This window comes from Streptomyces sp. NPDC031225 (genome assembly GCF_055570355.1).
Map to the genome: position 1 here is coordinate 33,694 of NZ_JBVIHJ010000024.1, position 26,989 is coordinate 60,682.

Annotated in this window: 20 protein-coding genes and 1 riboswitch; of the genes, 17 read left to right on the top strand and 3 right to left on the bottom strand. The window is 70.6% G+C overall.

Features of this window, described 5'->3' with window-relative positions:
- The first annotated feature begins 373 nt into the window (after window positions 1-373).
- From ACZ48Z_RS33580 to mfd, 3 genes are all read left to right on the top strand, one after another.
- On the top strand, window positions 374-1,162 hold the full coding sequence (locus ACZ48Z_RS33580; protein ID WP_389110037.1) for an ABC transporter ATP-binding protein: 789 nt from the start codon (window positions 374-376) through the stop codon (window positions 1,160-1,162).
- Complete coding sequence (locus ACZ48Z_RS33585; RefSeq protein ID WP_468739671.1) at window positions 1,159-3,738, top strand: ABC transporter permease; 2,580 nt, start codon at window positions 1,159-1,161, stop codon at window positions 3,736-3,738. The genes ACZ48Z_RS33580 and ACZ48Z_RS33585 overlap by 4 nt, the downstream gene beginning before the upstream one ends.
- A 532-nt stretch (window positions 3,739-4,270) precedes the next feature.
- Entirely contained in the window at window positions 4,271-7,801 is a 3,531-nt protein-coding gene (gene mfd, locus ACZ48Z_RS33590; protein ID WP_468739672.1) for a transcription-repair coupling factor, read from the top strand.
- 592 nt (window positions 7,802-8,393) lie between these two features.
- Here mfd and ACZ48Z_RS33595 read toward each other — a convergent pair.
- Window positions 8,394-8,978, bottom strand: a complete 585-nt coding sequence (locus ACZ48Z_RS33595) for a TetR/AcrR family transcriptional regulator (protein ID WP_468739673.1) — start codon at window positions 8,976-8,978, stop codon at window positions 8,394-8,396.
- A 107-nt stretch (window positions 8,979-9,085) separates the two neighbouring features.
- Here ACZ48Z_RS33595 and ACZ48Z_RS33600 point away from each other — a divergent pair, with 107 nt between their 5' ends.
- Both ACZ48Z_RS33600 and ACZ48Z_RS33605 read left to right on the top strand, forming a co-directional pair.
- Window positions 9,086-9,994, top strand: coding sequence for an SCO6745 family protein (locus ACZ48Z_RS33600; RefSeq protein ID WP_468739674.1), 909 nt, complete (start codon window positions 9,086-9,088; stop codon window positions 9,992-9,994).
- 18 nt (window positions 9,995-10,012) lie between these two features.
- The gene (locus tag ACZ48Z_RS33605; protein ID WP_468739675.1) at window positions 10,013-10,609 is read left to right on the top strand and encodes a nucleotidyltransferase family protein; all 597 of its coding nucleotides are present in this window, start codon (window positions 10,013-10,015) and stop codon (window positions 10,607-10,609) included.
- Between the two features lie 211 nt (window positions 10,610-10,820).
- On the opposite strand, the gene ACZ48Z_RS33610 is transcribed toward ACZ48Z_RS33605, so the two are convergent.
- Window positions 10,821-11,006, bottom strand: coding sequence for an antitoxin (locus ACZ48Z_RS33610; protein ID WP_468739676.1), 186 nt, complete (start codon window positions 11,004-11,006; stop codon window positions 10,821-10,823).
- 190 nt (window positions 11,007-11,196) lie between these two features.
- Between ACZ48Z_RS33610 and ACZ48Z_RS33615 the strand changes: the two genes are divergently transcribed.
- Together ACZ48Z_RS33615 and ACZ48Z_RS33620 are read left to right on the top strand one after the other, a co-directional pair.
- Window positions 11,197-11,910 (top strand): HNH endonuclease family protein, encoded by a 714-nt coding sequence (locus tag ACZ48Z_RS33615; protein ID WP_468739777.1) that lies wholly within the window; start codon window positions 11,197-11,199, stop codon window positions 11,908-11,910.
- A 141-nt stretch (window positions 11,911-12,051) separates the two neighbouring features.
- Window positions 12,052-12,795, top strand: a complete 744-nt coding sequence (locus ACZ48Z_RS33620; RefSeq protein WP_468739677.1) for an N-acetyltransferase — start codon at window positions 12,052-12,054, stop codon at window positions 12,793-12,795.
- Between the two features lie 49 nt (window positions 12,796-12,844).
- Here the strand turns inward: ACZ48Z_RS33620 and ACZ48Z_RS33625 are convergent, their stop codons facing one another.
- Window positions 12,845-13,639: a hypothetical protein gene (locus ACZ48Z_RS33625; RefSeq protein WP_468739678.1), complete on the bottom strand. Its 795-nt coding sequence runs from the start codon at window positions 13,637-13,639 to the stop codon at window positions 12,845-12,847.
- 315 nt (window positions 13,640-13,954) lie between these two features.
- Here ACZ48Z_RS33625 and ACZ48Z_RS33630 point away from each other — a divergent pair, with 315 nt between their 5' ends.
- The 10 genes from ACZ48Z_RS33630 to eno all read left to right on the top strand — a co-directional run bounded on the left by ACZ48Z_RS33630 (window position 13,955) and on the right by eno (window position 26,983).
- Window positions 13,955-16,231 (top strand): N-6 DNA methylase, encoded by a 2,277-nt coding sequence (locus ACZ48Z_RS33630; RefSeq protein WP_468739679.1) that lies wholly within the window; start codon window positions 13,955-13,957, stop codon window positions 16,229-16,231.
- A gap of 147 nt (window positions 16,232-16,378) precedes the next feature.
- Window positions 16,379-17,017, top strand: a complete 639-nt coding sequence (locus ACZ48Z_RS33635; protein WP_468739680.1) for a hypothetical protein — start codon at window positions 16,379-16,381, stop codon at window positions 17,015-17,017.
- A gap of 38 nt (window positions 17,018-17,055) precedes the next feature.
- Window positions 17,056-18,549 carry a serine/threonine-protein kinase gene (locus ACZ48Z_RS33640; protein WP_468739778.1) on the top strand — a complete coding sequence of 498 codons (1,494 nt, stop codon included), beginning with the start codon at window positions 17,056-17,058 and terminating at the stop codon, window positions 18,547-18,549.
- A gap of 148 nt (window positions 18,550-18,697) precedes the next feature.
- Window positions 18,698-19,525 carry a glycoside hydrolase domain-containing protein gene (locus ACZ48Z_RS33645; RefSeq protein ID WP_468739681.1) on the top strand — a complete coding sequence of 276 codons (828 nt, stop codon included), beginning with the start codon at window positions 18,698-18,700 and terminating at the stop codon, window positions 19,523-19,525.
- Between the two features lie 169 nt (window positions 19,526-19,694).
- Entirely contained in the window at window positions 19,695-20,336 is a 642-nt protein-coding gene (locus ACZ48Z_RS33650) for a SurA N-terminal domain-containing protein (RefSeq protein ID WP_468739682.1), read from the top strand.
- Between the two features lie 173 nt (window positions 20,337-20,509).
- On the top strand, window positions 20,510-21,523 hold the full coding sequence (locus tag ACZ48Z_RS33655; protein WP_468739683.1) for a nucleoside triphosphate pyrophosphohydrolase: 1,014 nt from the start codon (window positions 20,510-20,512) through the stop codon (window positions 21,521-21,523).
- Between the two features lie 370 nt (window positions 21,524-21,893).
- Window positions 21,894-23,138 (top strand): cytochrome P450 family protein, encoded by a 1,245-nt coding sequence (locus tag ACZ48Z_RS33660; RefSeq protein WP_468739684.1) that lies wholly within the window; start codon window positions 21,894-21,896, stop codon window positions 23,136-23,138.
- A 192-nt stretch (window positions 23,139-23,330) separates the two neighbouring features.
- Window positions 23,331-24,314 carry a transglycosylase family protein gene (locus tag ACZ48Z_RS33665; RefSeq protein WP_468739685.1) on the top strand — a complete coding sequence of 328 codons (984 nt, stop codon included), beginning with the start codon at window positions 23,331-23,333 and terminating at the stop codon, window positions 24,312-24,314.
- Window positions 24,315-24,519: 205 nt separating this feature from the next.
- Window positions 24,520-24,687, top strand: a riboswitch (cyclic di-AMP (ydaO/yuaA leader).
- 3 nt (window positions 24,688-24,690) lie between these two features.
- The gene (locus ACZ48Z_RS33670; protein WP_468739686.1) at window positions 24,691-25,386 is read left to right on the top strand and encodes a transglycosylase family protein; all 696 of its coding nucleotides are present in this window, start codon (window positions 24,691-24,693) and stop codon (window positions 25,384-25,386) included.
- 301 nt (window positions 25,387-25,687) lie between these two features.
- Window positions 25,688-26,983, top strand: coding sequence for a phosphopyruvate hydratase (eno, locus tag ACZ48Z_RS33675; protein WP_468739687.1), 1,296 nt, complete (start codon window positions 25,688-25,690; stop codon window positions 26,981-26,983).
- Window positions 26,984-26,989 lie beyond the last annotated feature (6 nt).

The following is a 26,989-nucleotide window of genomic DNA, read 5'->3' on the forward strand; positions in this document are numbered from 1 at the left end:
CTTCCCACTTGCTCCTCACGCGACGGCAGGGTGGAGCCTCGGGGGGCCGAAGGGTGGAGCCGACCCCTAGATCGCCTCCACCCGGGGGTGGACTGCCCCTAGGGGGACCTCCGTACCAGGGCTGGGGGTGGGTTCGTACTGCCGGAGGAGGAGACGGGCCCCGGTCCGTCCTTAACCTGGCTTTACGCCGCTGGGGACCGGTGGGAGGGGAAGGACCGGAGCCGCGGGGGTGGGGTTTTCCCCCGTAGAAGAGGGTGCCGAGCACCAGCGCGCCGGCCGTCCCGCGGCACCAGACTGAACGCCGTAACCAGGCAACGAACCGATCGCCCTGCTGATCGGCTGTATATCCGCTGACCGATATAGGAGACATACCGTGACATCGGCTGTGACCATCACCAGGCACGGGGGCACTGGAGGGCGTACGGCCGTTGCCGCGCGAGCGCGACAGGTCGTCAAGGCATACGGGTCCGGTGAGACCCGTGTCGTCGCCCTCGACCATGTGGACGTGGACATCGCTCGCGGTCAGTTCACCGCGATCATGGGCCCCTCGGGGTCCGGCAAGTCCACCCTCATGCACTGCCTCGCCGGGCTCGACACCGTGACGAGCGGTCAGATCCATCTCGACGACACCGAGATCACCGGCCTGAAGGACAAGAAGCTCACGCGACTGCGCCGGGACCGGGTCGGCTTCATCTTCCAGGCGTTCAACCTGCTTCCGACGCTCAACGCCCTCGAGAACATCACGCTGCCCATGGACATCGCCGGGCGCAAGCCCGACAAGCAGTGGCTCGCACGCGTGGTGGACACGGTCGGACTCTCGGACCGGCTCAAGCACCGGCCCACCCAGCTCTCCGGCGGCCAGCAGCAGCGCGTCGCCGTGGCCCGCGCCCTGGCCGCCCGGCCCGAGATCATCTTCGGCGACGAGCCGACCGGAAACCTCGACTCGCGCGCGGGTGCCGAAGTACTGGGCTTCCTGCGCCGCTCCGTCGACGAGCTCGGGCAGACCATCGTGATCGTCACGCACGACCCGGTGGCCGCCTCGTACGCGGACCGGGTGCTGTACCTCGCCGACGGCCGGATCGTCGACGAGATGTACAAGCCGACCGCCGAGGCCGTCCTGGACCGCATGAAGGACTTCGACGCCCGGGGGCGTACGTCATGACCGTCATGAAGACCTCCAGGCGCAACTTCTTCGCCCACAAGGGACGCATGGCCCTGTCGGCCGTGGCCGTCCTGCTGTCGGTGGCCTTCGTCTGCGGGACGCTGGTGTTCACGGACACCATGTCCACCACCTTCGACAAGCTCTTCGCGGCCACCTCCTCGGACGTCACGGTGAGCGCCAAGGGCGCCTCCGACAGCGGCGAGACGACCTCCGACAACGGCAAGCCGCCGGTCATGCCGGCCGCCGTGGTCGACGAGGTACGCAAGGCACAGGGCGTGAAGACGGCGGAGGGGACCGTCTTCTCGACCTCGGTGACCGTCGTGGACGCCGACAAGGACAGCCTTTCGCCGTCCGGCGGCGGCCCGACCATCGTCGGCAGCTGGAACGGCAACGACGCCCGCACCATGAAGGTGACCTCCGGTGCGGTGCCGACGAACCCCGGCCAGGTCATGGTCGACAAGGACACCGTCGACAAGCACCACCTGAAGCTCGGTGACGAGATCGGCGTGATCAGCGCGGTCGGCACGCACACCGCGAAGATCTCCGGCGTCGCCGCCTTCCAGGTCACCAACCCCGGTGCCGCGATCTTCTACCTGGACAGCAAGACGGCCCAGGAGACGCTGGTCGGCAGGACGGGCGTGTTCACGAACGTCAACGTCACGGCCGCTTCCGGGGTCACCGACGACCAGCTGAAGAAGAACGTCGCGGCCGAGATCGGTGGCGGCTACAAGGTGCAGACCGCCAAGGAGACCGCCGACGCCAACCAGAAGGACGTCGAGGGTTTCATGAACGTCATGAAGTACGCGATGCTCGGCTTCGCCGGGATCGCCTTCCTCGTCGGCATCTTCCTGATCATCAACACCTTCTCGATGCTGGTCGCACAGCGCACCCGTGAGATCGGCCTGATGCGGGCCATCGGTTCCTCGCGCAAGCAGGTCAACGGCTCCGTACTCGTCGAGGCGCTCCTGCTGGGCGTGTTCGGGTCGGTCCTCGGGGTGGGCGCCGGTGTCGGGCTCGCGGTCGGGCTGATGAAGCTCATGGGCTCCATGGGCATGCACCTGTCGACCAGTGACCTCACGATCGCCTGGACGACCCCGGTCGTCGGTCTGGTCCTCGGCGTGGTCGTCACCGTCCTGGCCGCCTGGCTGCCGGCCCGCCGCGCGGGCAAGGTCTCGCCCATGGCAGCGCTGCGGGACGCGGGCGCCCCGGCCGATGCCAGGGCCGGCCGGGTCCGCGCCCTGGTGGGGACGCTCCTGACCGGTGGCGGCGCCGCCGCGCTCTACCTGGCCGCTAACGCCGACAAGGCCAAGGAGGGCTCGCTGTGGCTCCTCCTCGGCGTGGTGTTCTCCCTGATCGGCTTCGTCGTGATCGGCCCGCTCCTCGCGGGTGTCGCGGTGCGTGTCCTGGGCGCGGTCGTCCTGCGGGTGTTCGGCCCCGTCGGCCGCATGGCCGAGCGCAACGCCCTGCGCAACCCGCGCCGGACGGGAGCCACGGGCGCCGCCCTGATGATCGGCCTCGCGCTGGTCGCCTGTCTGTCGGTCGTCGGCTCGTCGATGGTCGCCTCGGCCACGGACGAGCTCGACAAGACGGTCGGCACGGACTTCATCATCCAGTCCGACAGCGGGCAGATGGTCACACCGGCGGCCGTGAAGGCCGTGCGGGACACGCCGGGTCTTGAGAAGGTCACCGAGTACAGGACGACGGAGGCCGACTACACGGCCCCCGACGGCAAGACGCTCAAGAACACCGACATCACGGCGGCCGACCCGACGTACGCGACCGTTCTGCGGACCGAGACGGTCGCCGGGAACCTCGCCGACGCCTACAAGCCCGACTCGATGTCCGTGCACGACAAGTTCGCCAAGGCGCACGGCATCCACCTCGGGTCGAAGATCAAGATCGCGTTCAAGGACGGCGCGACCGCGAACCTGACGGTGCGGGCCATCACGAGCAGCGAGGGAATCATCGACGCGGGCTCGAAGTACATCTCCACCGCCACCCTCGCCAGGTACGTGCCGGCCGAAAAGATGCCGCTCGACCAACTGGTCTTCGCCAACGCCAAGGACGGGCAGACGGACGCCGCGTACACGGCCCTGAAGTCGGCGCTGCACGACTACCCGCAGTACACCGTGCGCGACCAGACCGACTACAAGCAGGCGTTCAAGGACCAGATCGGCCAGCTCCTGAACATGATCTACGGCCTGCTGGCCCTCGCGATCATCGTCGCGATCCTGGGTGTCGTGAACACCCTGGCGCTCTCGGTGGTGGAGCGGACCCGGGAGATCGGCCTCATGCGGGCCATCGGCCTCTCGCGGCGCCAGCTGCGGCGGATGATCCGCCTGGAGTCGGTGGTGATCGCACTCTTCGGCGCACTGCTGGGGCTGGGCCTCGGCATGGGCTGGGGCGCGACCGCCCAGAAGCTCCTCGCCCTGCAGGGTCTGAAGGTCCTGGAGATCCCCTGGCCGACGATCATCGCGGTCTTCGTCGGCTCGGCCTTCGTGGGCCTGTTCGCCGCCCTGATCCCGGCGTTCCGGGCGGGCCGGATGAACGTGCTGAACGCGATCGCGACCGAATAGCCACCCGAGCCACCCTGGAACGGGGGAACGCCCGGCGCCGAGAAGTCACGGGGGACTTCTCGGCGCCGGGTTCGTGCATGTCAGCCCGTCCGGCGATTGAGGACGAGGCCCTTCGGGCCGATGGGGGTCCGGGGGCGGTGCCCCTGGGGGCGGGGTCGAAGGGGCGGTGCCCCTGGGGACGGGTCGGGGCGGTGCCCTTGGGGATGGGCAGGGGGGAGCGCTCTTGGCACGGGCAGCGTTCTTGGGGGACGGGCCGGGGCAGAGTTCCTCGGCAGGGGCAGCGTTCTTGGGGATGGGACGGGTAGGCGCGGCAGGGGCGAGAAAACCGCGAGGCCCGCCCGCCCCCGCACCCACCCTGTGGAAAACGGACCCTGCGGATAACCGGCGTTATCCACAGCCCCCGCACCGGCCGCCACCGCGTCGTAGGCTGGAGACCCCCCGGCCGGTCACCGCGTCGGGTCCTTCGCGTTGCCCGCCCCCTGACAGCCCCCAGTCGACCCCCGGTCGGCCCCCCGGACGAAAGCCGCCCAGAATGAGCCTGCACGGTCTGCTCGACGCCGTCGTCAAGGACCCCGCCCTCGCGGAAGCGATCACGGCGGCCCAGGACGGCAACCGCATGCACGTCGACCTGGTCGGCCCCCCGGCGGCGCGCCCCTTCGCGATCGCCGCCCTCGCGCGTGAGGCGGGCCGGCCGGTGCTCGCGGTGACGGCGACAGGCCGCGAGGCCGAGGACCTGGCCGCGGCCCTGCGCTCCCTGCTCCCGCCGGAGGAGGTCGTGGAGTACCCGTCCTGGGAGACCCTCCCGCACGAGCGCCTCAGCCCCCGCAGCGACACCGTCGGCCGCCGCCTGGCCGTCCTGCGCCGCCTCGCCCACCCCCGTCCCGACGACCCCGAGACCGGCCCGGTCTCCGTGGTCGTCGCGCCCGTACGGTCCGTGCTCCAGCCGCAGGTCAAGGGCCTCGGCGACCTGGAGCCGGTCGCCCTGCGAACCGGGCAGACCGCCGACCTGAACGCGATCGTGGAGGCCCTCGCCGCCGCCGCGTACGCGCGCGTGGAGCTCGTCGAGAAGCGCGGGGAGTTCGCCGTACGAGGCGGCATCCTCGACGTCTTCCCGCCCACCGAGGAACACCCCCTGCGCGTCGAGTTCTGGGGCGACGACGTCGAGGAGATCCGCTACTTCAAGGTCGCCGACCAGCGGTCCCTGGAGGTCGCCGACCACGGACTGTGGGCCCCGCCCTGCCGCGAACTGCTCCTGACGGACGACGTACGCACACGCGCGCGTGCCCTCGCCGAGCAGCACCCCGAACTGGGCGAACTGCTCGGCAAGATCGGCGAGGGGATCGCCGTGGAGGGCATGGAGTCCCTGGCTCCCGTCCTCGTCGACGACATGGAACTCCTGGTCGACGTCCTGCCCAAGGGCGCCATGGCCGTCGTGTGCGACCCGGAGCGGGTACGCACGCGTGCGTCCGATCTCGTCGCGACCTCGCAGGAGTTCCTGCACGCCTCCTGGGCGGCCACCGCGGGCGGCGGCGAGGCGCCCATCGACGTCGGCGCGGCCTCCCTGTGGTCCATCGCGGACGTCCGGGACCGCGCGCGCGAGCTGGACATGATGTGGTGGTCGGTGTCGCCGTTCGCGGCGGACCTGGAGTTCGAGGCGGACACGCTCCAACTCGGCATGCACGCGCCCGAGACCTACCGCGGCGACACCGCCAAGGCGCTCGCCGACACCAAGGGCTGGCTGGCCGAGGGCTGGCGCACAGTCTTCGTGACCGAGGCCCACGGCCCCGCGGCCCGTACGGTCGAGGTGCTGGGCGGCGAGGGCGTCGCGGCCCGCCTGGAGGCCGACCTGGTGGCGGTCTCCCCGTCCGTCGTGCACGTGGCGTGCGGCTCGATCGAGTACGGCTTCATCGACCCGGCACTGCGGCTCGCGGTCCTGACCGAGACCGACCTGACCGGGCAGAAGGCGGCCGGCAAGGACGGCGCCCGCATGCCGGCGCGCCGCCGCAAGACCATCGACCCGCTCACCCTGGAGACGGGCGACTACATCGTCCACGAACAGCACGGCGTCGGCCGCTACATCGAGATGGTCCAGCGGACCGTGCAGGGCGCCACGCGCGAGTACCTCGTCGTCGAGTACGCCCCCGCCAAGCGCGGCCAGCCGGGCGACCGGCTGTACATCCCCACCGACCAGCTGGAACAGATCACCAAGTACGTCGGCGGCGAGGCCCCCACGCTGCACCGGCTCGGCGGCGCCGACTGGACGAAGACCAAGGCGCGCGCGAAGAAGGCCGTCAAGGAGATCGCCGCCGACCTGATCAAGCTGTACAGCGCGCGGATGGCGGCCCCCGGGCACGCGTTCGGCTCGGACACGCCCTGGCAGCGTGAACTGGAGGACGCCTTCCCGTACGCGGAGACGCCCGACCAGCTCACCACCATCTCCGAGGTCAAGGAGGACATGGAGAAGTCGATCCCCATGGACCGCCTGGTCTGCGGCGACGTCGGCTACGGCAAGACCGAGATCGCGGTCCGGGCCGCCTTCAAGGCCGTCCAGGACGGCAAGCAGGTCGCGGTGCTGGTGCCGACCACACTGCTGGTGCAGCAGCACTTCGGGACGTTCAGCGAGCGGTACTCGCAGTTCCCGGTGGTCGTGAAGGCGCTCAGCCGTTTTCAGACCGACACCGAGGCGAAGGCCACCCTGGAGGGCCTGCGCGAGGGCTCGGTGGACGTCGTCATCGGCACCCACCGCCTGTTCTCCTCGGAGACCAAGTTCAAGGACCTCGGCCTGGTCATCGTCGACGAGGAACAGCGCTTCGGCGTCGAGCACAAGGAGCAGCTGAAGAAGCTCCGCGCGAACGTCGACGTACTGACCATGTCCGCGACCCCGATCCCGCGCACCCTGGAGATGGCGGTCACCGGCATCCGCGAGATGTCGACGATCACCACGCCCCCGGAGGAGCGCCACCCGGTGCTCACCTTCGTCGGGCCGTACGAGGAGAGGCAGATCGGCGCGGCCATCCGCCGTGAACTGCTGCGCGAGGGCCAGGTCTTCTACATCCACAACCGTGTCGAGTCGATCGACCGGGCGGCCGCGCGCCTGCGCGAGATCGTCCCCGAGGCACGCATCGCGACCGCGCACGGCCAGATGTCCGAGCAGTCGCTGGAGCAGGTCGTCGTCGACTTCTGGGAGAAGAAGTTCGACGTGCTCGTGTCGACCACGATCGTCGAGTCCGGCATCGACATCTCCAACGCGAACACGCTGATCGTGGAGCGCGGCGACAACTTCGGCCTCTCCCAGCTGCACCAGCTGCGCGGCCGGGTGGGCCGTGGCCGCGAGCGGGGCTACGCGTACTTCCTGTACCCCCCGGAGAAGCCGCTCACGGAGACGGCCCACGAGCGCCTGGCGACGATCGCCCAGCACACCGAGATGGGCGCGGGCATGTACGTCGCGATGAAGGACCTGGAGATCCGCGGCGCGGGCAATCTCCTCGGCGGCGAACAGTCCGGGCACATCGCGGGCGTCGGCTTCGACCTCTACGTCCGCATGGTCGGCGAGGCCGTCGCGGACTACCGGGCCGCCCTGGAGGGCGGAGTGGAGGAGGAGCCGCCCCTGGAGGTCAAGATCGAGCTCCCGGTCGACGCGCACGTCCCGCACGACTACGCGCCGGGTGAGCGGCTCAGGCTGCAGGCGTACCGGGCGATCGCCTCGGTCAACACCGAGGAGGACGTCAAGGCCGTACGCGAGGAACTCGTCGACCGCTACGGCAAGTTGCCCGAGCCCGTCGAGAACCTGCTGCTCGTGGCGGGGCTGCGGATGCTCGCACGCGCGTGTGGCGTCGGTGACGTCGTCCTCCAGGGCACCAACATCCGCTTCGCACCGGTGGAGTTGCGCGAGTCCCAGGAACTGCGGGTCAAGCGGCTGTACCCGGGCACCGTCATCAAGCCGTCCGCGCACCAGGTGCTGGTACCGCGCCCGAAGACGGCGAAGGTGGGCGGAAAGCCGCTGATGGGGCGGGAGTTGCTCGGCTGGGTGGGCGAGTTCCTGACATCGATCCTGGGCTCATGACGGTGTGCCCTGCGGTCGGCCCCCGGGCTTGACCGGGGGTCCGGGGTGGGGCCGGGGGGCGTCGCTCGTGGTCGGGCCGCGGGTGTGGCGCTGTGCCGTGCCGCGCCGTCGGGCGATGCGCGTGACCGGGGGCCGAGGTGAGGTGGCCGCGGGCGTGAAGGTGTGGCCCGCGGCGCGGGGTTCGCGGCGGCCGCGCGGTCGGGTCCGACGGCGCGGGGTTCGCGGCGGCCGTGTGGTCGGGTCTGACGGCTCGGGGATTCCCCGCGTGGTGGGGGCGCACGGCTTCGGGTGTCCGTGTGTGGTTGGGACGGGCGGCTTCGGGTGTCCCGGTGTGGTCGGGGCATGTGGCTCGGGGCGGTGCGCACGGTCGGAGCGCGCGGCTAGGGGATGACCCGTGTGGTTGGGTCCCGCAGGTTGTGAGTGGCTCGTTCGGTCGGGTCCCGCGGCTTCGGGTGTCCGTGTGTGGTCGGGGCATGCGGCTCGGGGCGGTGCGCACCACGGTCCGGGCCTGCGGCCGGAGTCTTCGTCTGCGGGCAGGTCCCGTAGCTCGGGGTTCAATGGGGCAGGTCCCGTAGCTCGGGGTTCAGTGGGGTCAGGGCGTGCGGAACAGCGTGGTCGCCAGTGCCCGGAACATCTCCTCGGGGTCCTTGTCGCCGACCGGGCCGTCCAGGCTGTGGCTGAGGAGCAGCGTGGCGAAGCCGTGGGCGAGGGACCAGGCGGCGACCCCCGCGAGGCGGCTGTCGATGCCGAAGTCCTCCGCCTGTACGGCCGAGACCGAGGTGCGCAGGGCGTCGGCGGCCAGGGCCCGGGCCGTGGTGAGTTCGAGGTCGTCCGCGCGCAGCAGTTCCGGCGTGAACATCACCTGGAAGTGGGCGGGGTGCTCGCGGGCGAAGCGTACGTAGTGCACGCCCGCGTCCTTGAGGTCCGAGGCCTCCTTGAGGGTGGCCGCGAGCAGCCCGAAGCCCTCTGCCGCGATCGCCGTGAGGAGCCCGGTGCGGTCCCTGAAGTGATGGGCCGGGGCCGCGTGCGAGACGCCGGCGCGGCGGGCCAGATCGCGCAGGCTCAGCCCGGCGGGGCCGTCGGCGGCGATGACATCGAGCGCGGCGGTGAGGATCGCGTGGCGGAGGTCGCCGTGGTGGTAGGGGCGGTTCGGCTGCTTCGTTTCCGCGGGTGCCATGAGCAGCAGCGTACGCGGAATCTTTCCATTGACAAGTTCGGGCGGGTGAGGCAATCTAGTCAGTGTCAAGTTGCGTCAGGTTGTGGATGCGATGGAGGGGGTACGCCATGTCGGAGTACGACGATGAAGCTGTGACCGGTGCGGTCGGCGGCGCTGTGGAACCGGCCCGGGTGCGTCAGCTCTGGCACCTCCTGGAACCCCTGCACGCGGTGCTCTACTACGCGCCGGAGGTCTTCGAGGAGGCGGCGGCGCTCGGGTACGACACGAAGGAGCGCTGGCCGAGCTACTTCCCCCTGCGTGCAGCGCCGTTGGGTCCGGTGGGCGCCGAGCGAGTGGCCTCCGCCTTCTACAGCTTCAGCCCGCGCATGGTCGCCGAGCACATCGACCCGGCGTGGGCGACGGCCGACCCCGGTGCGGTACTCGCGGCGAGACTGCGAGGCATCGACCGGGCCTACCGGGCGATCCTCGGCGACCGCGTCGACGGTCCCGAGCTGGCGGAGGCCGCCGCCCTCGCCCGCAGAGCCGCCGAGTCGGTGAACACGGCGGGTCGCCCGCTCGCCGCGGCCAACGCGGAACTGGAGTGGCCCGAGGCCCCGCACCTCCAGCTGTGGCAGGCGGCGACGATCCTGCGTGAGCATCGGGGCGACGGCCACCTGGCGGCCCTGCTGGTGGCCGGTCTCGACCCAATTGAGTCGCTGGTCTCCTTCGCCGCGATCGGCGCCGCGTCCGTGCAGCGCTTCGAGAGCCGGGGCTGGAGCCCCGGCGAATGGGAGTCCGCACGGGCACGCCTGACGGCTCGTGGCCTGGTCGACGAGCAGGGCGGCGCCACGGACGCCGGCCGCGACCTCCGGCACCGAGTGGAACACCATACCGACCAACTCGCCTCCGCCCCGTGGCAGTTGCTCGGCGTGACGGCCACGGCCCGTCTCGCGGACCTGCTCGGAGACTTCTGGGTCGCGGTGCTGTCCTCAGGGTTGCTCCCGTCGGAGACGACCCTGGGCATAGGGAAGGTCTGATCGTGATACGCAGGGCGGATGCTTGGGCGACTATCTCTCGTGGAGCAGTTGGACGGGTTCCGTTCCGCACTCGGCCGGAACGAGATCCTGACCGAGGTGATCGCCGGAACGGCGACGCTTGACCTGCCCGGCTGGTACGTGACGGCGGGCTGTCTGTACCAGACCGTGTGGAACGAGATGACCGGCAGACCTCCGGCCCACGGCATCAAGGACTACGACGTCTTCTACTTCGACGACACCGATCTCTCCTGGGAGGCCGAAGATGCCGTGATCAAGGCTGGACGGGAGGTGTTCGACGGACTGCCGGCCGAGGTGGAGATCCGCAACGAGGCCCGCGTGCATCTCTGGTACGAGCAGAAGTTCGGAGTGCCCTGCCCGCCCCACGACTCCACCGAGTCCGCCATCGACCGCTTCGCCGCGACGACTTGCTGTCTGGGCGTGCGGCTTGACCCCGGCGGCGACTGGCGCGTGTACGCACCCCACGGACTGTCCGACGTGTTCAACCTCGTGGTCCGGCCCAACCCGGTGCTCGCGCCGAGAGAGGTCTACGAGGCCAAGGCCGCACGCTGGAAAGAGGTGTGGCCGGAGCTCACGGTGCTGCCGTGGCCGGCCTGACCTCGGCGGACCTCGGCGGACCTCGGCGGACCTCTGCGGACCTTTGCGGACGCAGAAGCCGCCCGCCGGAGACGGAACTCCGCGGACGGCCTCTGGGTCGGAGGAGGTTGGGGAGCCCGCTCGGGCTGTGCTCGGCGGGTCGGGTGTCCTCCGTGGGCCTTCGGGCCTCGGGCCTTCGGGTCTTGTCTTGCGGGCTCTCGGGCCTTCGGCCTTACGGCTGTTCGGGCCTGTCGCGATCCATGCCGAGCGACCCTTCGATCTTCTGCTGCGCGTCGTCGACCTGGCCCTCGTACTTGTTGCCCGTCTTGTCGTTGGCCTTTCGTTCCGCCATGTCGGACATGCCCTTGGCCTTGTCCTGCATCTGGCGGTTGCTCTTGAACCTGTCGAAGATGCCCATCCAGAGCTCCTTCCGGAGGCGACTCAGAAACGACGATACGGCCGTTATGTCCGTGATGCCCACTCGAAGGGTGTGGCCCGGACCTCCTGAATGCCGCGGTGCGCCCGCTGGCTACGGTGTGCGCGGCGCCCTTCAAGGGAAGGCGCTCCCTGCGGGGGCGGACCGGGTTGCAAGGGGAGGGGCGCACGTGATGCGTCTGAGGGGCGGGGCTGCGGCCGCCGTCGTGCTGGTGTTCGCCGTGGCCGGGTGCAAGGCGGAGACGACCGCAGGGTCCGGCGGGCCGGAGGAGGCCGGGGGCTCGGGTGCGGCCCTCACTGCCGCGGAGTCGCTCACCGTGAAGGGGCGGGCGCCCAAGACGGGGTACGACCGCGACAGGTTCGGCACCGCGTGGGCGGACACGGACTCGAACGAGTGCGACACCCGCGACGACATACTGAAACGCGACCTGGAGGACGTGAAGTTCACTCGCGGGGACTGCAAGGTGTCCTACGGCGTGCTGGAGTCGGACCCGTACTCGGGCAAGGAGGTGACCTACCGGCGCGGACGCAGCCAGGTCGACATCGACCATGTGGTCGCGCTCTCCGACGCCTGGCAGAAGGGCGCCAAGTACTGGGTCGCCAGCAAACGCATAGCCCTCGCCAACGACCCCCTCAACCTTCTCGCCGTGGACGCGAGCACCAACCGCTCCAAGGGCGACGGTGACACGGCGACGTGGCTGCCGCCCAACAAGGCGTACCGGTGCACCTACGTGGCCGCGCAGGTCGCCGTGAAGAAGAAGTACGACCTGTGGGTCACGGCCGCCGAGAAGTCCGCGATGAAGAAGGTCCTTTCGGGCTGCGCCGGCCAGAAACTGCCGACCGGCGGCAACCCGACGGCCGCACCGCCGAGGTTCCACGCGGACTGAGAGGCCTTGCGGGCCCGGGGGTTCGGGGCCCGGGAGTTGCTTCGCCCTGAGGCCGTTGCGGGCTCAGGGCCGGGCGGCCGGGTGCCGGGGCGGGCGGGAAATGCGGTTTCCCGTGCCCGGTGCCACGCCTACGGTGACCGCATGGAGCTGAAGGTGTCGACTCTGGCCGAGCGTCCCGAGATGCGGGAGCGCGTCCTCGGCATGGCGAACAGCTGGCCCGAGTTCGTGACTGAGGATCCCGTGGGCAACGCCCACTACGGACGGATCTCCGCCGAACTCCCCGAGTACGTGCTGTTCGCCGAGGACGAGCGGGGTGAGATCGTCGCGCACGCCCACAGCGTGCCCTTCGCCCTACACGCGGAAGGACGCGGTGAACTGCCCGCCCGGGGCTGGGATCAAGTGCTCGTGTGGGCGTTCGACGACCTGCGTCGCGGCGTTCGGCCCGACACGGTCAGCGCGATCTCGGTCGTCGTCGAGCCGCGTCTCCAGGGCCACGGCCTGTCCGCCCGGATGCTCTCGGCGATGCGCGACAGTGCCCGCGCCCTCGGCTTCAGCGAGGTCGTCGCCCCCGTCCGCCCCAGCGCCAAGCATCTTGAGCCCCGCACCCCCATCCAGGAGTACGCCCACCGCATACGCCCCGACGGACTGCCGCACGACCCCTGGCTGCGCGTCCACGCCCGGTCCGGAGCCGTTGTCCACGCGGTGGCACCGGCCTCCATGACGGTGTCCGGCTCACTGGAGCAGTGGCGTCGCTGGACCGGGCTGCCCTTCGACACCCGGGGCGACATCGACGTGCCCGGGGCGCTGGTGCCGGTGCGGTGCGAACCGGAGCGCGGTTACGCGGTGTACGTCGAGCCCAACGTGTGGATGCGGCACGCCCTTTGAGCGTGCCGCAGTCCGTTGCGGCGTCTTGGGGGCGGGTCGGTTCCGTGGTTCAGCCGCCCAGGGCGTCGAGGTCCAGGATCTTGCCGGCGGGCTTCTGCGTCGGGACCGGCTTGTCGAAGTCGCTGAAGAAGACGGACCCCTGGTCCGCTCCGGCCGTGCTGTCGATCCGCAGCAGGTACGGCTTGCCCTCGGTGGCGACGTACAGGGTGTAGCGGTCCTTGCCGTCCTTCTCGTGCAGCGTGATCGCCGGTGTCCCCTCGACAGCGGTCGTCTTCCCGCGGCTCGCGTCGGAGTTGGTGTCCTCGGCACCGTCGAGCACCGCGCCCAGGTCGCAGAAGCTCTCGAACTCCTTGGCGTCCGAGCCCGTCGCCTTCGTCTTGGTCCACTTGCCGGCCAGCATGGCCACGGCAGCCTCGGTGTCCGACTTGGGCTCGCCCTCGCTCTGCTCGCGCAGCAACGCCTCGTCGAACTTCATGTACACGGTGTCGCCGGTCTTGATCAGGTCCGCCTTGCCCTTGCCGCCCATGCCGATGGTGCCGGCGCACTCGCCCTTCTTGTTCAGGGTGACGTCGAGGCTGATGATGCCGCCGCTCTCGTCGTCGGGGATGTCGCCCTTCATGCGCAGCGAGGAGGCGCCGGTCGTCGCCTTCGTGGCCCGGTCGGCTATCTCGCCGCCGGTCAGCCCGGCGAACGCCTCCTTCTTCGCGGCCGGCTTGCCCGGCGTGGCGGACGCGCTGGACGTGCCCGTGCCGGTGTCCGCCGTGTCCTGGCCCGGCTGGCAGCCGGTGAGTCCTGCGGTGGCCGCGGCGGCGATGCAGAGAGCGGCAAGTGCGGTACGACGCATGGCGATTCCTCGGTGGGGTTGCGGTGAGGTGATGGCGTGAGGTGCTGAGGTGGGGCGCGTTGCGCTGCGGCCGGTCGCGCCCTGAGCGGCGGCGAGCACGCCCATGGCTGTGTCCCGCCCTCCTGACGTGGTGACCACCGTCTTCGGTAGTCACTCGTTCGCTGGGTCAATAAGAGCAGAGCCTGTGAACCGAGTCAGCCGTGTTCACGCGGAATCGCGTGTACACGCCCGTGAACGGGTAGATCTTGCGTACGTCGGTATGCTCGGCGCACAGGCGGGGCGCAGGGACGGCCCGTACGACGAGGGGAGCGTGCGGTGCAGGGCAACGCGACTGAGGTGACCGCCGCCGGGATCGCGCGGCTGGCCGGCGTCGGCCGCGCGGCCGTCAGCAACTGGCGCCGTCGGCACGCCGACTTCCCGCGACCTGTCGGCGGCACCGAGACCAGCCCGTCCTTCGCGCTGGCGGAAGTCGAGTCCTGGCTCCGCAAGCAGGGGAAACTCGCCGAAGTGCCCCTGCGGGAGCGCGTCTGGCAGCAGCTCTCGGGCCACCCCGAGGGCCCGGTCACCGCACTCACCCACGCGGGCTGTGTCCTGTTGCTGATCCACGACCGCTCGCCGGTCTGGCTGGACGTGAGCGCCGGTTCCGACGAGCGCCTCGCGGACATGCTGCCGGGGGCGCTGCGGGAGGTGCTGACGCCGCGATTCGGATCCCCGTCGGCCGTGAACACGCCTTCCGCCGGGAATGCGCCTCCCGCCGTGAACCCGTCTCGGGCTGTGAACACCCCGGCCGCCGTGAACACCCCGGGCTCGGTTCACGCATCCGACGCGGCCCGACCCGCAGCAGTGAACACCGCGAGCGCCGCGAACACCGTGAACACCATCACCTCCGCGAGCGCCGAGCACACCGCGGCCGACCCGAGGAACGGCGTGCCCACCCCGCCGACCGGCGCTCCCGTGGACACCCACCCGGCCGTCCATGCCCCCACCACCCCCGAACTCCGCCACTCCGCCCCCCTCCTGCGCGGAGTCGCCGAGCTGGCCGCTGAGTTGGGCGCCCGTCAGACGTTCGAGTTCCTGCTCGGCCGGTACCTCGACGCCAACCCGCGTCAGTACACGCTCACCCCCACCGACCTGGCCGCCCTCATGGCCGACCTCGTCGGTCCCGCCCGCACCGTCCTCGATCCGGCCTGCGGCACCGGGGCCCTCCTGCGGGCCGCCGCCACCCGCCCCGACCAGGAGTTCTACGCCCAGGACAGCGCCCCCGAACTCGCCGCGCTCACCACGCTCCGGCTCGCCCTGCACACCTGGTCCACCATCCACGGCGCCACCGGGGACACCCTGCGCGCCGACGCCCACCCCCGGCTGCACGCCGACGCCGTCCTGTGCCACCCGCCGTTCAACGAACGCAACTGGGGCCATGACGAACTCGCCTACGACCCCCGCTGGGAGTACGGCTTCCCGGCCCGCACCGAGTCCGAGCTGGCCTGGGTGCAGCACGCGCTCGCCCGCCTCAAGGACGGCGGCGCCGCCGTCCTGCTCATGCCTCCCGCCGCCGCCTCCCGCCGCTCCGGCCGCCGTATCCGCGCCGACCTGCTGCGCCGCGGTGCCCTGCGTGCCGTGATCGCCCTGCCGGTCGGGGCGGCACCGCCGTACAACATCCCGCTGCACCTGTGGGTGCTGCGCCGGCCCGAGAAGGCGCCCGCGCAGCCCGAGGTGCTGCTCGTCGACACGGGGCAGTTCGCGGGGGAGGGACGCGGCGGACCGGACTGGCGGGCCGTGCGCGAGGCCGTGCTCGACGCCTGGCAGACCTTCGGCCGGGCCGGCCGTTTCGCCGAACGGCCCGGGCTGGCCCGCGCGCTGCCCGTCATCGAACTCCTCGACGACGACGTGGACCTCGCCCCCGCCCGCCACCTGCCCCCCGCCACGATGGCCGACGGCGCCGAACAGCTCACGGCCGTGCGCGAGCGCCTGAACGAGACGCTCCGCCTGACCGTCGACCTGACCCCGCCGCGCGCCGACGCCGCGCACCCCGCACGCTGGCCGCTGACCACCATCGGCGAACTCGCGCGCGGAGGCGCCCTGTTGCTGCGCACGGGCGGAAACGGCGGCCACGCGCGTGTGCCCGTCCTCACCGACCACGACGTCCTCTCCGGGGCCGACCCCTCCGGGACGCTTCCCGAGAGCGAGGAGGAGGCCGTGCTGACCGAGCCGGGCGACGTCGTCGTACCGGTGCTCGGCGGGGGCTCGGTGGCGCGCGTGATCGACGAGGCGACCGGGGGTGCCGCCCTGGGGCGCAACCTCGTGCTGCTGCGCCCCGATCCCGCCGCGCTCGACCCCTGGTTCCTCGCCGGTTTCCTGCGCGGCACCGCGAACAACCGCCAGGCCAGCAGCTACGCCTCCACCGCGACACGCCTGGACGTGCGCCGGCTCCACCTGCCCCGGCTCCCGCTCGACGAGCAACGGCGTTACGGCGAACGCTTCCGCGCGCTGGACGAGTTCGAGCGGGCCCTTCGACGCGCGGGCCGGCTCGGGGAGCAGCTCGTACGCGGGATGTACGACGGACTGACGGACGGGACGGTCGCACCCGACTGAGGCGGAAGCCGTAACTCCGCGCGACCTGCGCGGCCGTGGGAAGTGATCAGCTCGACAACGGTTCGGTACAACCCGGGAACGCATGTCCGTGTCGGCCTATACGCTCGAACTCCGTCCCCATCGGCTTCACCCGGTCCAGGAGCAGTCATGTACGGCCACGGCGCGGTGCCGCCCGCCCGCAGCGCAGGCACCGTCATCACCCTGCGCGTGCTGTTCACCGCCGCCGGTTTCCTCTCGTGCGGTCTGTTCGCCTGCGCACCGCTGTTCCGGGTCGCCTTCCTGCGTGGACGGGGGATCGACTGGGTGCTGGCCTGGGCGAGCCTTCCGTTTTCCATCGCGTGTCTCGCGGTGGTCGGCTCGCTGCCGGAGAGCGACCCCAGGACCGACGTCGCCATGGGGCTGGTCCTGCTCCTGGGCCTGTTCAGCAGCGTGCACTTCCTGGTGATGGACATCCGGGTCCAGCAGCAGCTGCGATTCGCCGGTTACCCGCCGCCCCAGGGCCCGACCGTCCACTCCGGCTACGGCTATCCGCAGCCGGTGCCGCAGCCCGCCCCGCCGTACATCTCCAACGGCCAGCCGCATCCGCACCCGCAGCCCCAACCCCAGCCGCCGCCCGTGCCTCCGGTCCCGGGCCCGGGTGTCGTACCGGCCCCGCCCCAGCGTCCCGCGCCCGTCCGCATCGACCAGGTGCGCGCCGAACTCGACGAACTCAGCGACTACCTGCGCAAGCACGACGGCAACCACGACGGCGATCACGGCGGCACCCATGAGAGCGGCGGCTGGTGACCGTGGCGGCAGGACGTGTCGTCGCCGACCGCTATGAACTGTCCACGCTCATCGGACAGGGCGGCATGGGACAGGTGTGGACGGCGTACGACGGGCGGCTCGACCGGCGCGTGGCGGTGAAACTGCTGCGCCCCGACAAGGTGGCCGGACAGGAGGCGGACGAACTGCGCCGCCGGTTCGTGCGCGAGTGCCGGGTGACCGCACAGGTCGACCACCCAGGCCTCGTCACCGTGCACGACGCGGGCAGCGAGGGCGAGGAGCTGTTCCTCGTCATGCAGTACGTCGACGGCGCGGACCTCTCCGACCATCTCGCCGAACACGACCCGTACCCCTGGCAGTGGGCGGTCGCGGTCGCCGCGCAACTGTGCGCCGTGCTGAGCGCCGTGCACGCCGTGCCGATCATCCACCGCGACCTCAAGCCGCGCAATGTGATGGTGAAGCAGGACGGCACGATCACGGTCCTCGACCTCGGTGTCGCCTCGGTCATGGACACCGACACCACCCGCCTCACCCACACCGGCTCGCCGATCGGCTCACCCGCCTACATGGCGCCCGAGCAGGCGATGGGCGGCGCGGTCGGCCCCTACACCGACCTGTACGCACTCGGGGTCCTGCTGCACGAACTGCTCAGCGGCGACGTCCCGTTCGCCGGTTCCACGGCGCTCGGCGTGCTGCACCGGCACCTGTACGAGCCCCCGCTGCCCGTGCGCCGTACCCGCCCCGAGGTCCCCGAGGCGCTGGAGGCACTCGTCCTGCGCCTGCTCGCCAAGGACCCGCAGCACCGCCCCGCTTCCGCGCAGGACGTCTACGAGGACCTGTCACTGCTCCTGCCCGCGCGCGGGACGCCCACCGGAGCGCCCCTCGACCCCACGCGCCCCTTCCTGCGTCCGCACGCTCCCTGGCCGGACCGCGCGCGCACGCCCGCCCCCCAGCCCGCCCCGGCCACGCCCGTTCCGGGGAAGGCCGAGAAGCCCGACGTCGCGCGTGCGGTCGACGAGGTCAAGCGGCTCCTCGGCGAGGGCCGCATCACCCAGGCCGTCGACATCCTCGGCGCGATCCTGCCCGCGGCCGCCGAACAGCACGGCGTGCACTCCCCGGTCGTACGCACCCTGCGCAAGCAGTACGCCGCCACCCTCATGGACGACGGTCAGTACCGGCGCGCGCTGCCCGAACTGCGCCGTCTCGCCGACGAACGCGCCTCCGAGGCGGGCCAGGCCGACCCGCAGTCCCTGCGCTTCCGCTACGACGCCGCCCAGTGCCTGGAACAACTCGGCGAACCGGCGGCGGCACTGGCCGAATACCGTGCGCTGCTGCCGTACTACGAGAACCAGTACGTCGCCGGCGGTCCCGAACTCGCCCACGACGTCCGCCGCCGCGTCGGCCACCTCCTGCTCGCCCTCGGTGACCGCGCCGCCGCCCACGACACCCTCGCGCGACTGCTGCACGACGTGGAACGGCTCCAGGGTCCCGGACACCCGCTCGCGGTGGAGATCCGCCGGACGCTGCAATGGCTGAGCCAGGTGCGCGGCTAGATTTTCCCGCCCCCTGGGAGAAACTTGTGAACCACAGGGGCTTATGTTTCCGAAAGACATGGCCGGCGCCGGATAGCTTTACGCGTCGTTCCGGCCATGCAAGCCATGTCCAGCACAATCACCAGCACAACCAGGGGTGGGGTCGTCCATGTCCAGCCATAGGCAGTCGAAGAAGCGCAGATACGCCACGTGGGGTGTGGCCGGCGCCGCCGTCGTCGCCGGAGCGGGACTCGCCGCGCAGAGTTCGATGGCCGCGACCACCTGGCCCGCCCAGAAGACGTACACCGGCCGCGCGTTCGACACCTGCGCCGCCCCCTCCCTGTCCGCCATGAAGGCCTGGCACGGCGGCCTCTACGGCGCCGCCGCCGTCTACATCGGCGGCAAGAACCGCGGCTGCGCCCAGCCCAACCTGACCGCCTCCTGGGTCAAGTCGGTCAGCACGGTCGGCTGGAAGCTCATCCCCCTGTACGTCGGCGCGCAGCCGTCCTGCCAGACGGGCTCCAGCCCGGAGAAGCTCACCGCCTCCACCGCCGCGTCCCTGGGCGCGAAGGACGGCACGGACGCGGTCGCCAAGGCCGCCGCGCTCGGCATGAAGGTGGGCAGCCCGATCTACCTGGACATGGAGTCGTACGACATCACGAACAAGGCGTGCAACGACGCCGTGCTCACCTATGTGCGCGCGTTCGACAAGACCCTGCGTGCCAAGACGTACCGCGCGGGCTTCTACGGCTTCACCAGTTCCAGCGCCAAGGCCATCGCCAACGCGACCGACAAGACCGATCTGCCGGGCAACCTCTGGTACGCGCTGTGGGACAAGCAGAACACCACCACCGCGGACTGGCCCTTCGGCGCCAAGCAGTACACGGATCACAGCCGTGGCCACCAGTACCTGGTGAACAGCAAGGAGAGCCGCGGCGGCTACACGATCACCGTGGACCGGGACGCCTGGGACGGGCCGGTGGCGATCACCGGCTGAGAGCCGCACACGCGTGTGCGGAAGCGACGGCGCGGTGCGGGGCCGCGCGGCGGTGCCCGAAGTCCCGGTGAATCGTTGGTCGAATGGCTTGGCCCCAGCCCAGCCACTGCCTACCATCGATCACCGCAAGACCTTGTGCACCGTCGCACAATCTCCTCGGGAGGCTTCCTTGCACCGCCGTCGTCGCACCGCGCTAGTCCTCTCCGCCGCCCTCGTCGCCGCGGCACCACTTCTCACCGCCTGCGGAAGCGACGCGCATCCCGGCGCGGCGGCCGTCGTCGGCAACCAGCGGATCACCGTCGCCCAGCTGGAGAACCGGGTGACCGAGGTGCGGGACGCACAGCGGACGGTCGGCACGGACCAGACCGGGCAGACAGTCGCCGCGAAGGGCACGCTCGCCCGGGACGTCCTGCACACCATGGTCCTCGACCGGGTGCTGCACCGGGCGGCCGAGAACGCGGGCGTGACCGTGACCCGCAAGGAGGTCCAGAAGCTGAGGTCCGCCCTGGAGGAGCAGGCCGGCAGCGCCAAGGCCCTGGAGACGGCCTGGTTCGACCAGTACGGCATCCCGCCCGAGCGACTCGACGACAACCTCCACCTTCGGCTGGAGGCCCAGAAGCTCGCCACCGGGCTCGGCACCGAAACCGGCACCCCCGCCTTCTGGAGCGCCCTGAGCAAGGCCTCCAAGGAGCTCGACGTGGACCTCAACCCGCGCTACGGCACCTGGGACGCCAAGACGAGCACCCGCGTCGACGTGAAGACCCCGTGGGTACGGGACGTCACGGCGACGGGGAGCGAGCAGACCACGTAGCGGGGCCGCGGGGCCGAGCGGCCACGGGGTCGCCAGGACCGGCCACCCGTCGGGGCATGTGGTGCCGTGATGTGACGACACCTGCACAGACGGAAGATCATATGATCCCCCCGCGACCCCTGGCCTGTGGACAACCTGATCTCCCCGTCGGTGCCGTGCGTTAGCTTCGAATCGTGAACGCAACCGGCTTCGAGCCCGCCCCCGACCAGGACCCCGACACGGCGTCCGCCCACGGCCGCATCGTCCTGCTCACCACCAGCCACCGGGTCGCCCCGGGCCTGCTGTCCTGGCCCGCCTGGCAGGCGCTGCACGCCGCCGACCGTGTTCTCTGCGCGGACGGGGCCCACACCCAGCTGCCGTATCTGCGCGAGGCGGGCATACGGGTCGAGGAGACGTCCCCGACCGCCGAGGAACTGGTCGGCGCCTGCGTGGGCGGGCACATGGTGGTCGTCGTGGCCACGGGCGAGGGCGAGCCGGCCCTCACGGACGGTCTGGCCCGCCTCGCCGGTTCCGGACGCACGCAGATGCCCGAGCTGGAACTGCTCCCCGCCTCCTACGACCTGCCGGGCGCCCGGCTCCTCGACCTCGTCCAGGTCATGGACCGCATCCGCGCCGAGTGCCCCTGGTCCTCCCAGCAGACCCACAAGGGCCTGGCGAAGTACGGCATCGAGGAGGCGTACGAACTCGTCGAGGCCATCGAGGAGGGCGACCGCGACGAACTCCGCGAGGAGCTCGGGGACGTCCTGCTCCAGGTCGTCTTCCACGCTCGCATCGCCGAGGACGACCCGGACGCCCCGTTCTCCGTCGACGACGTCGCAGGCGGCATCGTCGCCAAGCTCATCCACCGTCACCCGCATGTCTTCGGCGACGAGACGGCGACGACACCGGAGGAGGTCAAGGCGCACTGGCTGCGCACCAAGGCGACGGAGAAGCAGCGCACCTCCGTGACCGACGGCGTCCCCCTCGGCCAGCCGGGCCTGGCCCTCGCCGCCAAGCTCACCTCCCGTGTCCGCACGGCCGGCCTGGAGGTCCCCCTCCCGAACACCGGCGGCATCGGCTACGAACTCCTCGCCCTGGCCGCCCGCGCCGAGACGGAGGGCATCGACCCGGAGGCCGCCCTGCGCGCGGCGGCACGGGCGTACCGGGACGCGATCCGGGAGGCAGAGGCACCACACCACACCGCATGACCCCGCCGGATAACGTCAAGGAGTGACCGACCAGCCCGCCACCACCCCCGTGACTCCGCCCCCCGCCGGCCCAGCCTCCGCGACTCCCACTCCAGTGGCCCCCGCCCCGGCGATTTCCGACTCGGCGATTGCCGCCCCCGGGGCTGCCGCTTCCGCCTCCGGGGCTGCCGCCCCTGGGGCTCCCGCCTCCGGGGCTGCCACCCCCGGGACCCCCGTCCCCGCGAGCCCTGCCCCCGGGACCCCCGTCCCCGGGGCTGCCGTCCCCGGGGCTGCCGTCCCCGGGGCTGCCGCCCCCGCGAGCCCCGCCCCCGGGGCTGCCACCCCCACGACCCCTGCCCCCGGAACCCCCGTCCCCGCGACTCCCACTCCCGTGGCCCCCGAGCTGTTCTCCTGGGAGTTCGCCACCGACCCCTATCCCGCCTATGCCTGGCTCCGTGAGCACGCGCCCGTTCATCGGACGCGTCTTCCCAGCGGGGTGGAGGCCTGGCTCGTCACCCGGTATGCCGATGCCAAGCAGGCGCTCGCCGACCAGCGGCTCAGCAAGAACCCGGCGCACCACGACGAGCCCGAGCACGCCAAGGGCAAGACCGGTATCCCGGGGGAGCGCAAGGCGGAGCTGATGACGCATCTGCTGAACATCGACCCGCCGGACCACACCCGCCTGCGACGGCTCGTCAGCAAGGCGTTCACACCCAGAAGGGTCGCCGAGTTCGAGTCGCGGGTGCAGGAGTTGACGGACCGTCTCATCGACGGGTTCGCGGAGAAGGGGTGCGCCGACCTCATCCACGAGTTCGCCTTCCCGCTCCCCATCTACGCGATCTGCGACCTGCTCGGCGTCCCCCGCGAGGACCAGGACGACTTCCGGGACTGGGCGGGCATGATGATCCGCCACGGGGGAGGCCCACGGGGCGGGGTCGCGCGGTCCGTGAAGAAGATGCGCGGCTATCTCGCCGAACTCATCCACCGCAAGCGGGAAGCGCTGCCCGCCGAACCCACCCCCGGCGAGGACCTCATCTCAGGGCTCATCCGCGCCTCCGACCACGGCGAGCACCTGACCGAGAACGAGGCCGCCGCCATGGCCTTCATCCTCCTGTTCGCAGGTTTCGAGACCACCGTGAACCTCATCGGCAACGGGGTCTACGCCCTTCTCACCCACCCCGAACAGCGAGACCGGCTTCAGGCGTCTCTGGTCGAGCAGGAGAGAGGACTCCTGGAGACGGGCGTGGAGGAGCTCCTCCGGTACGACGGCCCGGTCGAGCTGGCCACTTGGCGGTTCGCCACCCAGGCGCTGCGGATCGGCGGGCAGGACATCGCGGCCGGTGACCCCGTACTCGTCGTGCTCGCCGCTGCGGACCGGGATCCGGAGCGGTTCGCCGACCCCGACGTCCTCGACCTCTCCCGCCGTGACAATCAGCACCTCGGTTACGGCCACGGCATCCACTACTGCCTGGGCGCCCCGCTCGCCCGTCTGGAAGGACAGACCGCGCTCGCCACGCTCCTCACCCGTCTCCCCGACCTGCAACTCGCGGTGGATTCGGCTGATTTGCGCTGGCGCGGTGGGCTCATCATGCGCGGACTACGCACTTTGCCCGTGGAGTTCACGCCCGTGCGGTAATCGACCGAGACGTCCGGCCTGGCCCGGTGAAGGCCCGCTTAAACATGACACGACCTCAAGTCTGTGATCTTCACGTGATCTACGCGGCATTAACTTGTGACAAGTGATCGAACCCCTATACGTTCACGGACCAGCGCGGTGCCTCTCGTAGAGCTCCGCGCGCGTTTCTGCTCCCTCGGGAAAGGTCCCTCCATGCTCTCCGGGAACGGTCGTCACCGTCGCCCCCGTCAGGCTCCGGCTCTCCTCGTGGCGGCCGGTGTGACGGGATCCGCCATCGCGATCCCACTGCTCGGAGCGACCGGGGCGAGCGCAGCGACCGGCACCACCTGGGACCACGTCGCGGAGTGCGAGAGCGGCGGCTCCTGGAGCGCGAACGACGGCAACGGCTACTACGGCGGTCTGCAGATGTCCCAGGAGAACTGGGAGAAGTACGGCGGCCTCGCGTACGCCGAGACCGCGGACCAGGCCAGCCGCAACCAGCAGATAGCCGTGGCCGAGAAGCTCCTCGACGACCAGGGCATCGCCGCGTGGCCGACCTGCGGTCTGCTCGCCGGGCTCAGCAAGGACGCGAGCTCGGCCGGCGTGGACACGGGTGTGGGGAGCGGGACGCCCTCGGCCTCCGCGTCGGGTTCATCGGAATCGTCCGGTACATCCGGTTCGTCTGGTTCCAACTCGTCGGGCTCCGAGGAGTCTTCCGGTCTGCTCGACGCACTGGACGGATCGACCGCGACGCCCTCGTCGCCGGCCACTGCGCCCAGCGCTGACGACGATTCCGGCAAGTCGGGCAAATCAAGCCCTTCCGCATCCAAGGGATCCGCCGCGGAGAACGCGCAGCCTCCCAGCGGCTCGCCCGTTGTGAGCCCAGAAGAGGATGAAGCGGACAAGTCGTGGCAGGAGGGCAGCTCTTCGGCCCTTGTCGACGTCGGCGCGCTCGGCTCCGGCAAGCACCGCGGCGACAGCGCCGGCGAGGTCGCGACGAAGAGCGCGCCCGCCACCGCGGGCCGCCATGCCGCCCGGACCTACACCGTCCAGGAAGGCGACTCCCTCGTCTCCATCGCCGACTCCCTTGGCCTCGACGGCGGATGGCGTGCCCTCTACGCCGAGAACAAGGACCGCATCGGCACCGACCCGAGCAACATCGTCGCCGGTCAGACGCTCGACACAGGGGCTGAATAGGGCTGAAAAGCCCAGAAAAACAGCGGGAGTTACCGTCACACTTCGCACTGAATGTCCAGTTTGGTGAAAGTGTGGGATGAGTCTCAGAAGCCCTGATCGTCTTTGAAATTCCGCCGAGCGCGTGTCTACGGTCGTGACCGCTCGGCAACCCGAGCCCCGTCTGTCGCAACGCCGAATCCTGCCAGCGGCCGAACGGGAACAGTCGTCGCGTCAAGCGCCGTAGGCAGGAGCGGGGGACCCAAGGTAAGTGCCGGGCCCAGCAGTTCACGCTGGACCGGCTTGGGGTTAAGTCGTGCACCGGGAGGTGCGCGGCCGGGCAACTCAACCGGCCCGAACCCGACAGCTCACCTCGCAGGCGTCGGTGAGGGGATCCACCATGCTGTTTTCCGGACAGGGCAAGCACCGTCGTCCTTCCAAGGCCACCCGCGTCGCCGCACTCGCCGGTGTCACCGGTGTCGCCATAGCCGCCCCGCTGATGGCGGCCGGCAGCGCCTCCGCCGCCACCGCCTCCGAGTGGGACGCCGTCGCCCAGTGCGAGTCCGGCGGCAACTGGTCCATCAACACCGGCAACGGCTACTACGGCGGCCTGCAGTTCTCGGCCTCCACCTGGGCCGCGTACGGCGGCACGGCGTACGCCTCCACCGCCAACCAGGCCAGCAAGTCGCAGCAGATCGCCGTCGCCGAGAAGGTCCTCGCCTCTCAGGGCAAGGGTGCCTGGCCGAGCTGTGGTGTGGGCCTGTCCGGCGCCTCCTACAGCGGCGGCAGCAGCTCGTCCTCCTCCGGCAACTCCTCTTCGAGCTCCTCGAACACGAGCACCCGCTCGTCCGACGAGCAGAGCGCCTCGCGTTCGTCCGAGCGTCCGGCCGCCAAGAAGAAGACCGTCACCACCCCGACCGGCAAGAAGGTCAAGAAGGGTGACGGCGAGTACAAGGTCGTCAAGGGCGACACCCTCAGCTCGATCGCCGAGAAGCACAAGGTCAAGGGCGGCTGGCAGAAGGTGTTCAAGCTGAACAAGGACATCGTCACCGACGCCGACTTCATCTACCCGGGTCAGCAGCTGCACCTCAAGTAAATGAGGAGTGCTCCCAGCTGAACCACAGCGCCCTCACAACCGTGTCCTTCAGGATGAAGGCCTCGTGAGGGCCCCCCGTCCCCACGGGCTCCCCGCTCCGGTGCGTGTTCCCCCGTACGCACCGGGGCGGGGTTTTTTTCTGCCCGGTTTCCGGGAGTGTCTTTGTTCAGTTCAGAAACAATTTACTCTCGGTTCTGTCCAGGGGGCGGTCCACGCGGTGGCTGATCCCCCGGAGCCGGTTAGGCTCGGTCTCGCAGAACCCACCGCGGTCCCGGCGGACCGTGTCACATCCAAGAAGGAGATGCTCGTGCCGTCCATCGACGTCGTCGTAGCCCGGGAAATCCTCGACTCGCGAGGGAACCCCACCGTCGAGGTCGAGGTCGGCCTCGACGACGGCAGCACGGGTCGTGCCGCCGTTCCGTCCGGCGCCTCCACGGGTGCCTTCGAGGCCATCGAGCTGCGTGACGGTGACCCCAACCGCTACTTCGGCAAGGGCGTCGAGAAGGCCGTCCTCGCGGTCATCGAGCAGATCGGCCCGGAGCTCGTCGGCTACGACGCCACCGAGCAGCGCCTGATCGACCAGGCGATGTTCGACCTGGACGCCACCGACAACAAGGGCTCGCTCGGCGCCAACGCCATCCTCGGCGTCTCCCTCGCCGTCGCCCACGCCGCCTCCGAGGCCAGCGACCTTCCGCTCTTCCGCTACCTGGGCGGCCCGAACGCGCACCTGCTGCCGGTGCCGATGATGAACATCCTGAACGGCGGCTCGCACGCCGACTCCAACGTGGACATCCAGGAGTTCATGATCGCCCCGATCGGCGCGGAGTCCTTCTCCGAGGCGCTGCGCTGGGGCGCCGAGGTCTACCACACCCTCAAGAAGGTGCTGAAGACCAAGGGCCTGTCGACCGGCCTGGGCGACGAGGGCGGCTTCGCCCCGAACCTGGAGTCCAACCGCGCCGCGCTCGACCTCATCGTCGAGGCCATCAAGCAGGCCGGTTACATCCCCGGCGAGCAGATCGCGCTCGCGCTCGACGTCGCCGCGTCCGAGTTCTACAAGGACGGCAAGTACGAGTTCGAGGGCAAGTCCCGCTCGGCCGCCGAGATGACCGAGTACTACGAGGAGCTCGTCTCCGCGTACCCGCTGGTCTCCATCGAGGACCCGCTGTACGAGGACGACTGGGCCGGCTGGAACGTCATCACCCAGAAGCTGGGCGACAAGGTCCAGATCGTCGGCGACGACCTCTTCGTCACCAACCCCGAGCGTCTCGCCCGCGGCATCGAGGAGGGCTCCGCCAACGCCCTGCTCGTCAAGGTCAACCAGATCGGCTCGCTGACCGAGACCCTGGACGCCGTCGAGATGGCCCAGCGCAACGGCTTCAAGTGCATGATGTCCCACCGCTCCGGCGAGACCGAGGACGTCACCATCGCCGACCTCGCCGTCGCCGTGAACTGCGGTCAGATCAAGACCGGCGCCCCGGCCCGCTCGGACCGCGTCGCCAAGTACAACCAGCTCCTGCGCATCGAGGAGATCCTCGACGACGCGGCGGTCTACGCCGGCCGCTCCGCCTTCCCGCGGTTCCGCTCCGCGAACCAGTAGGCACCG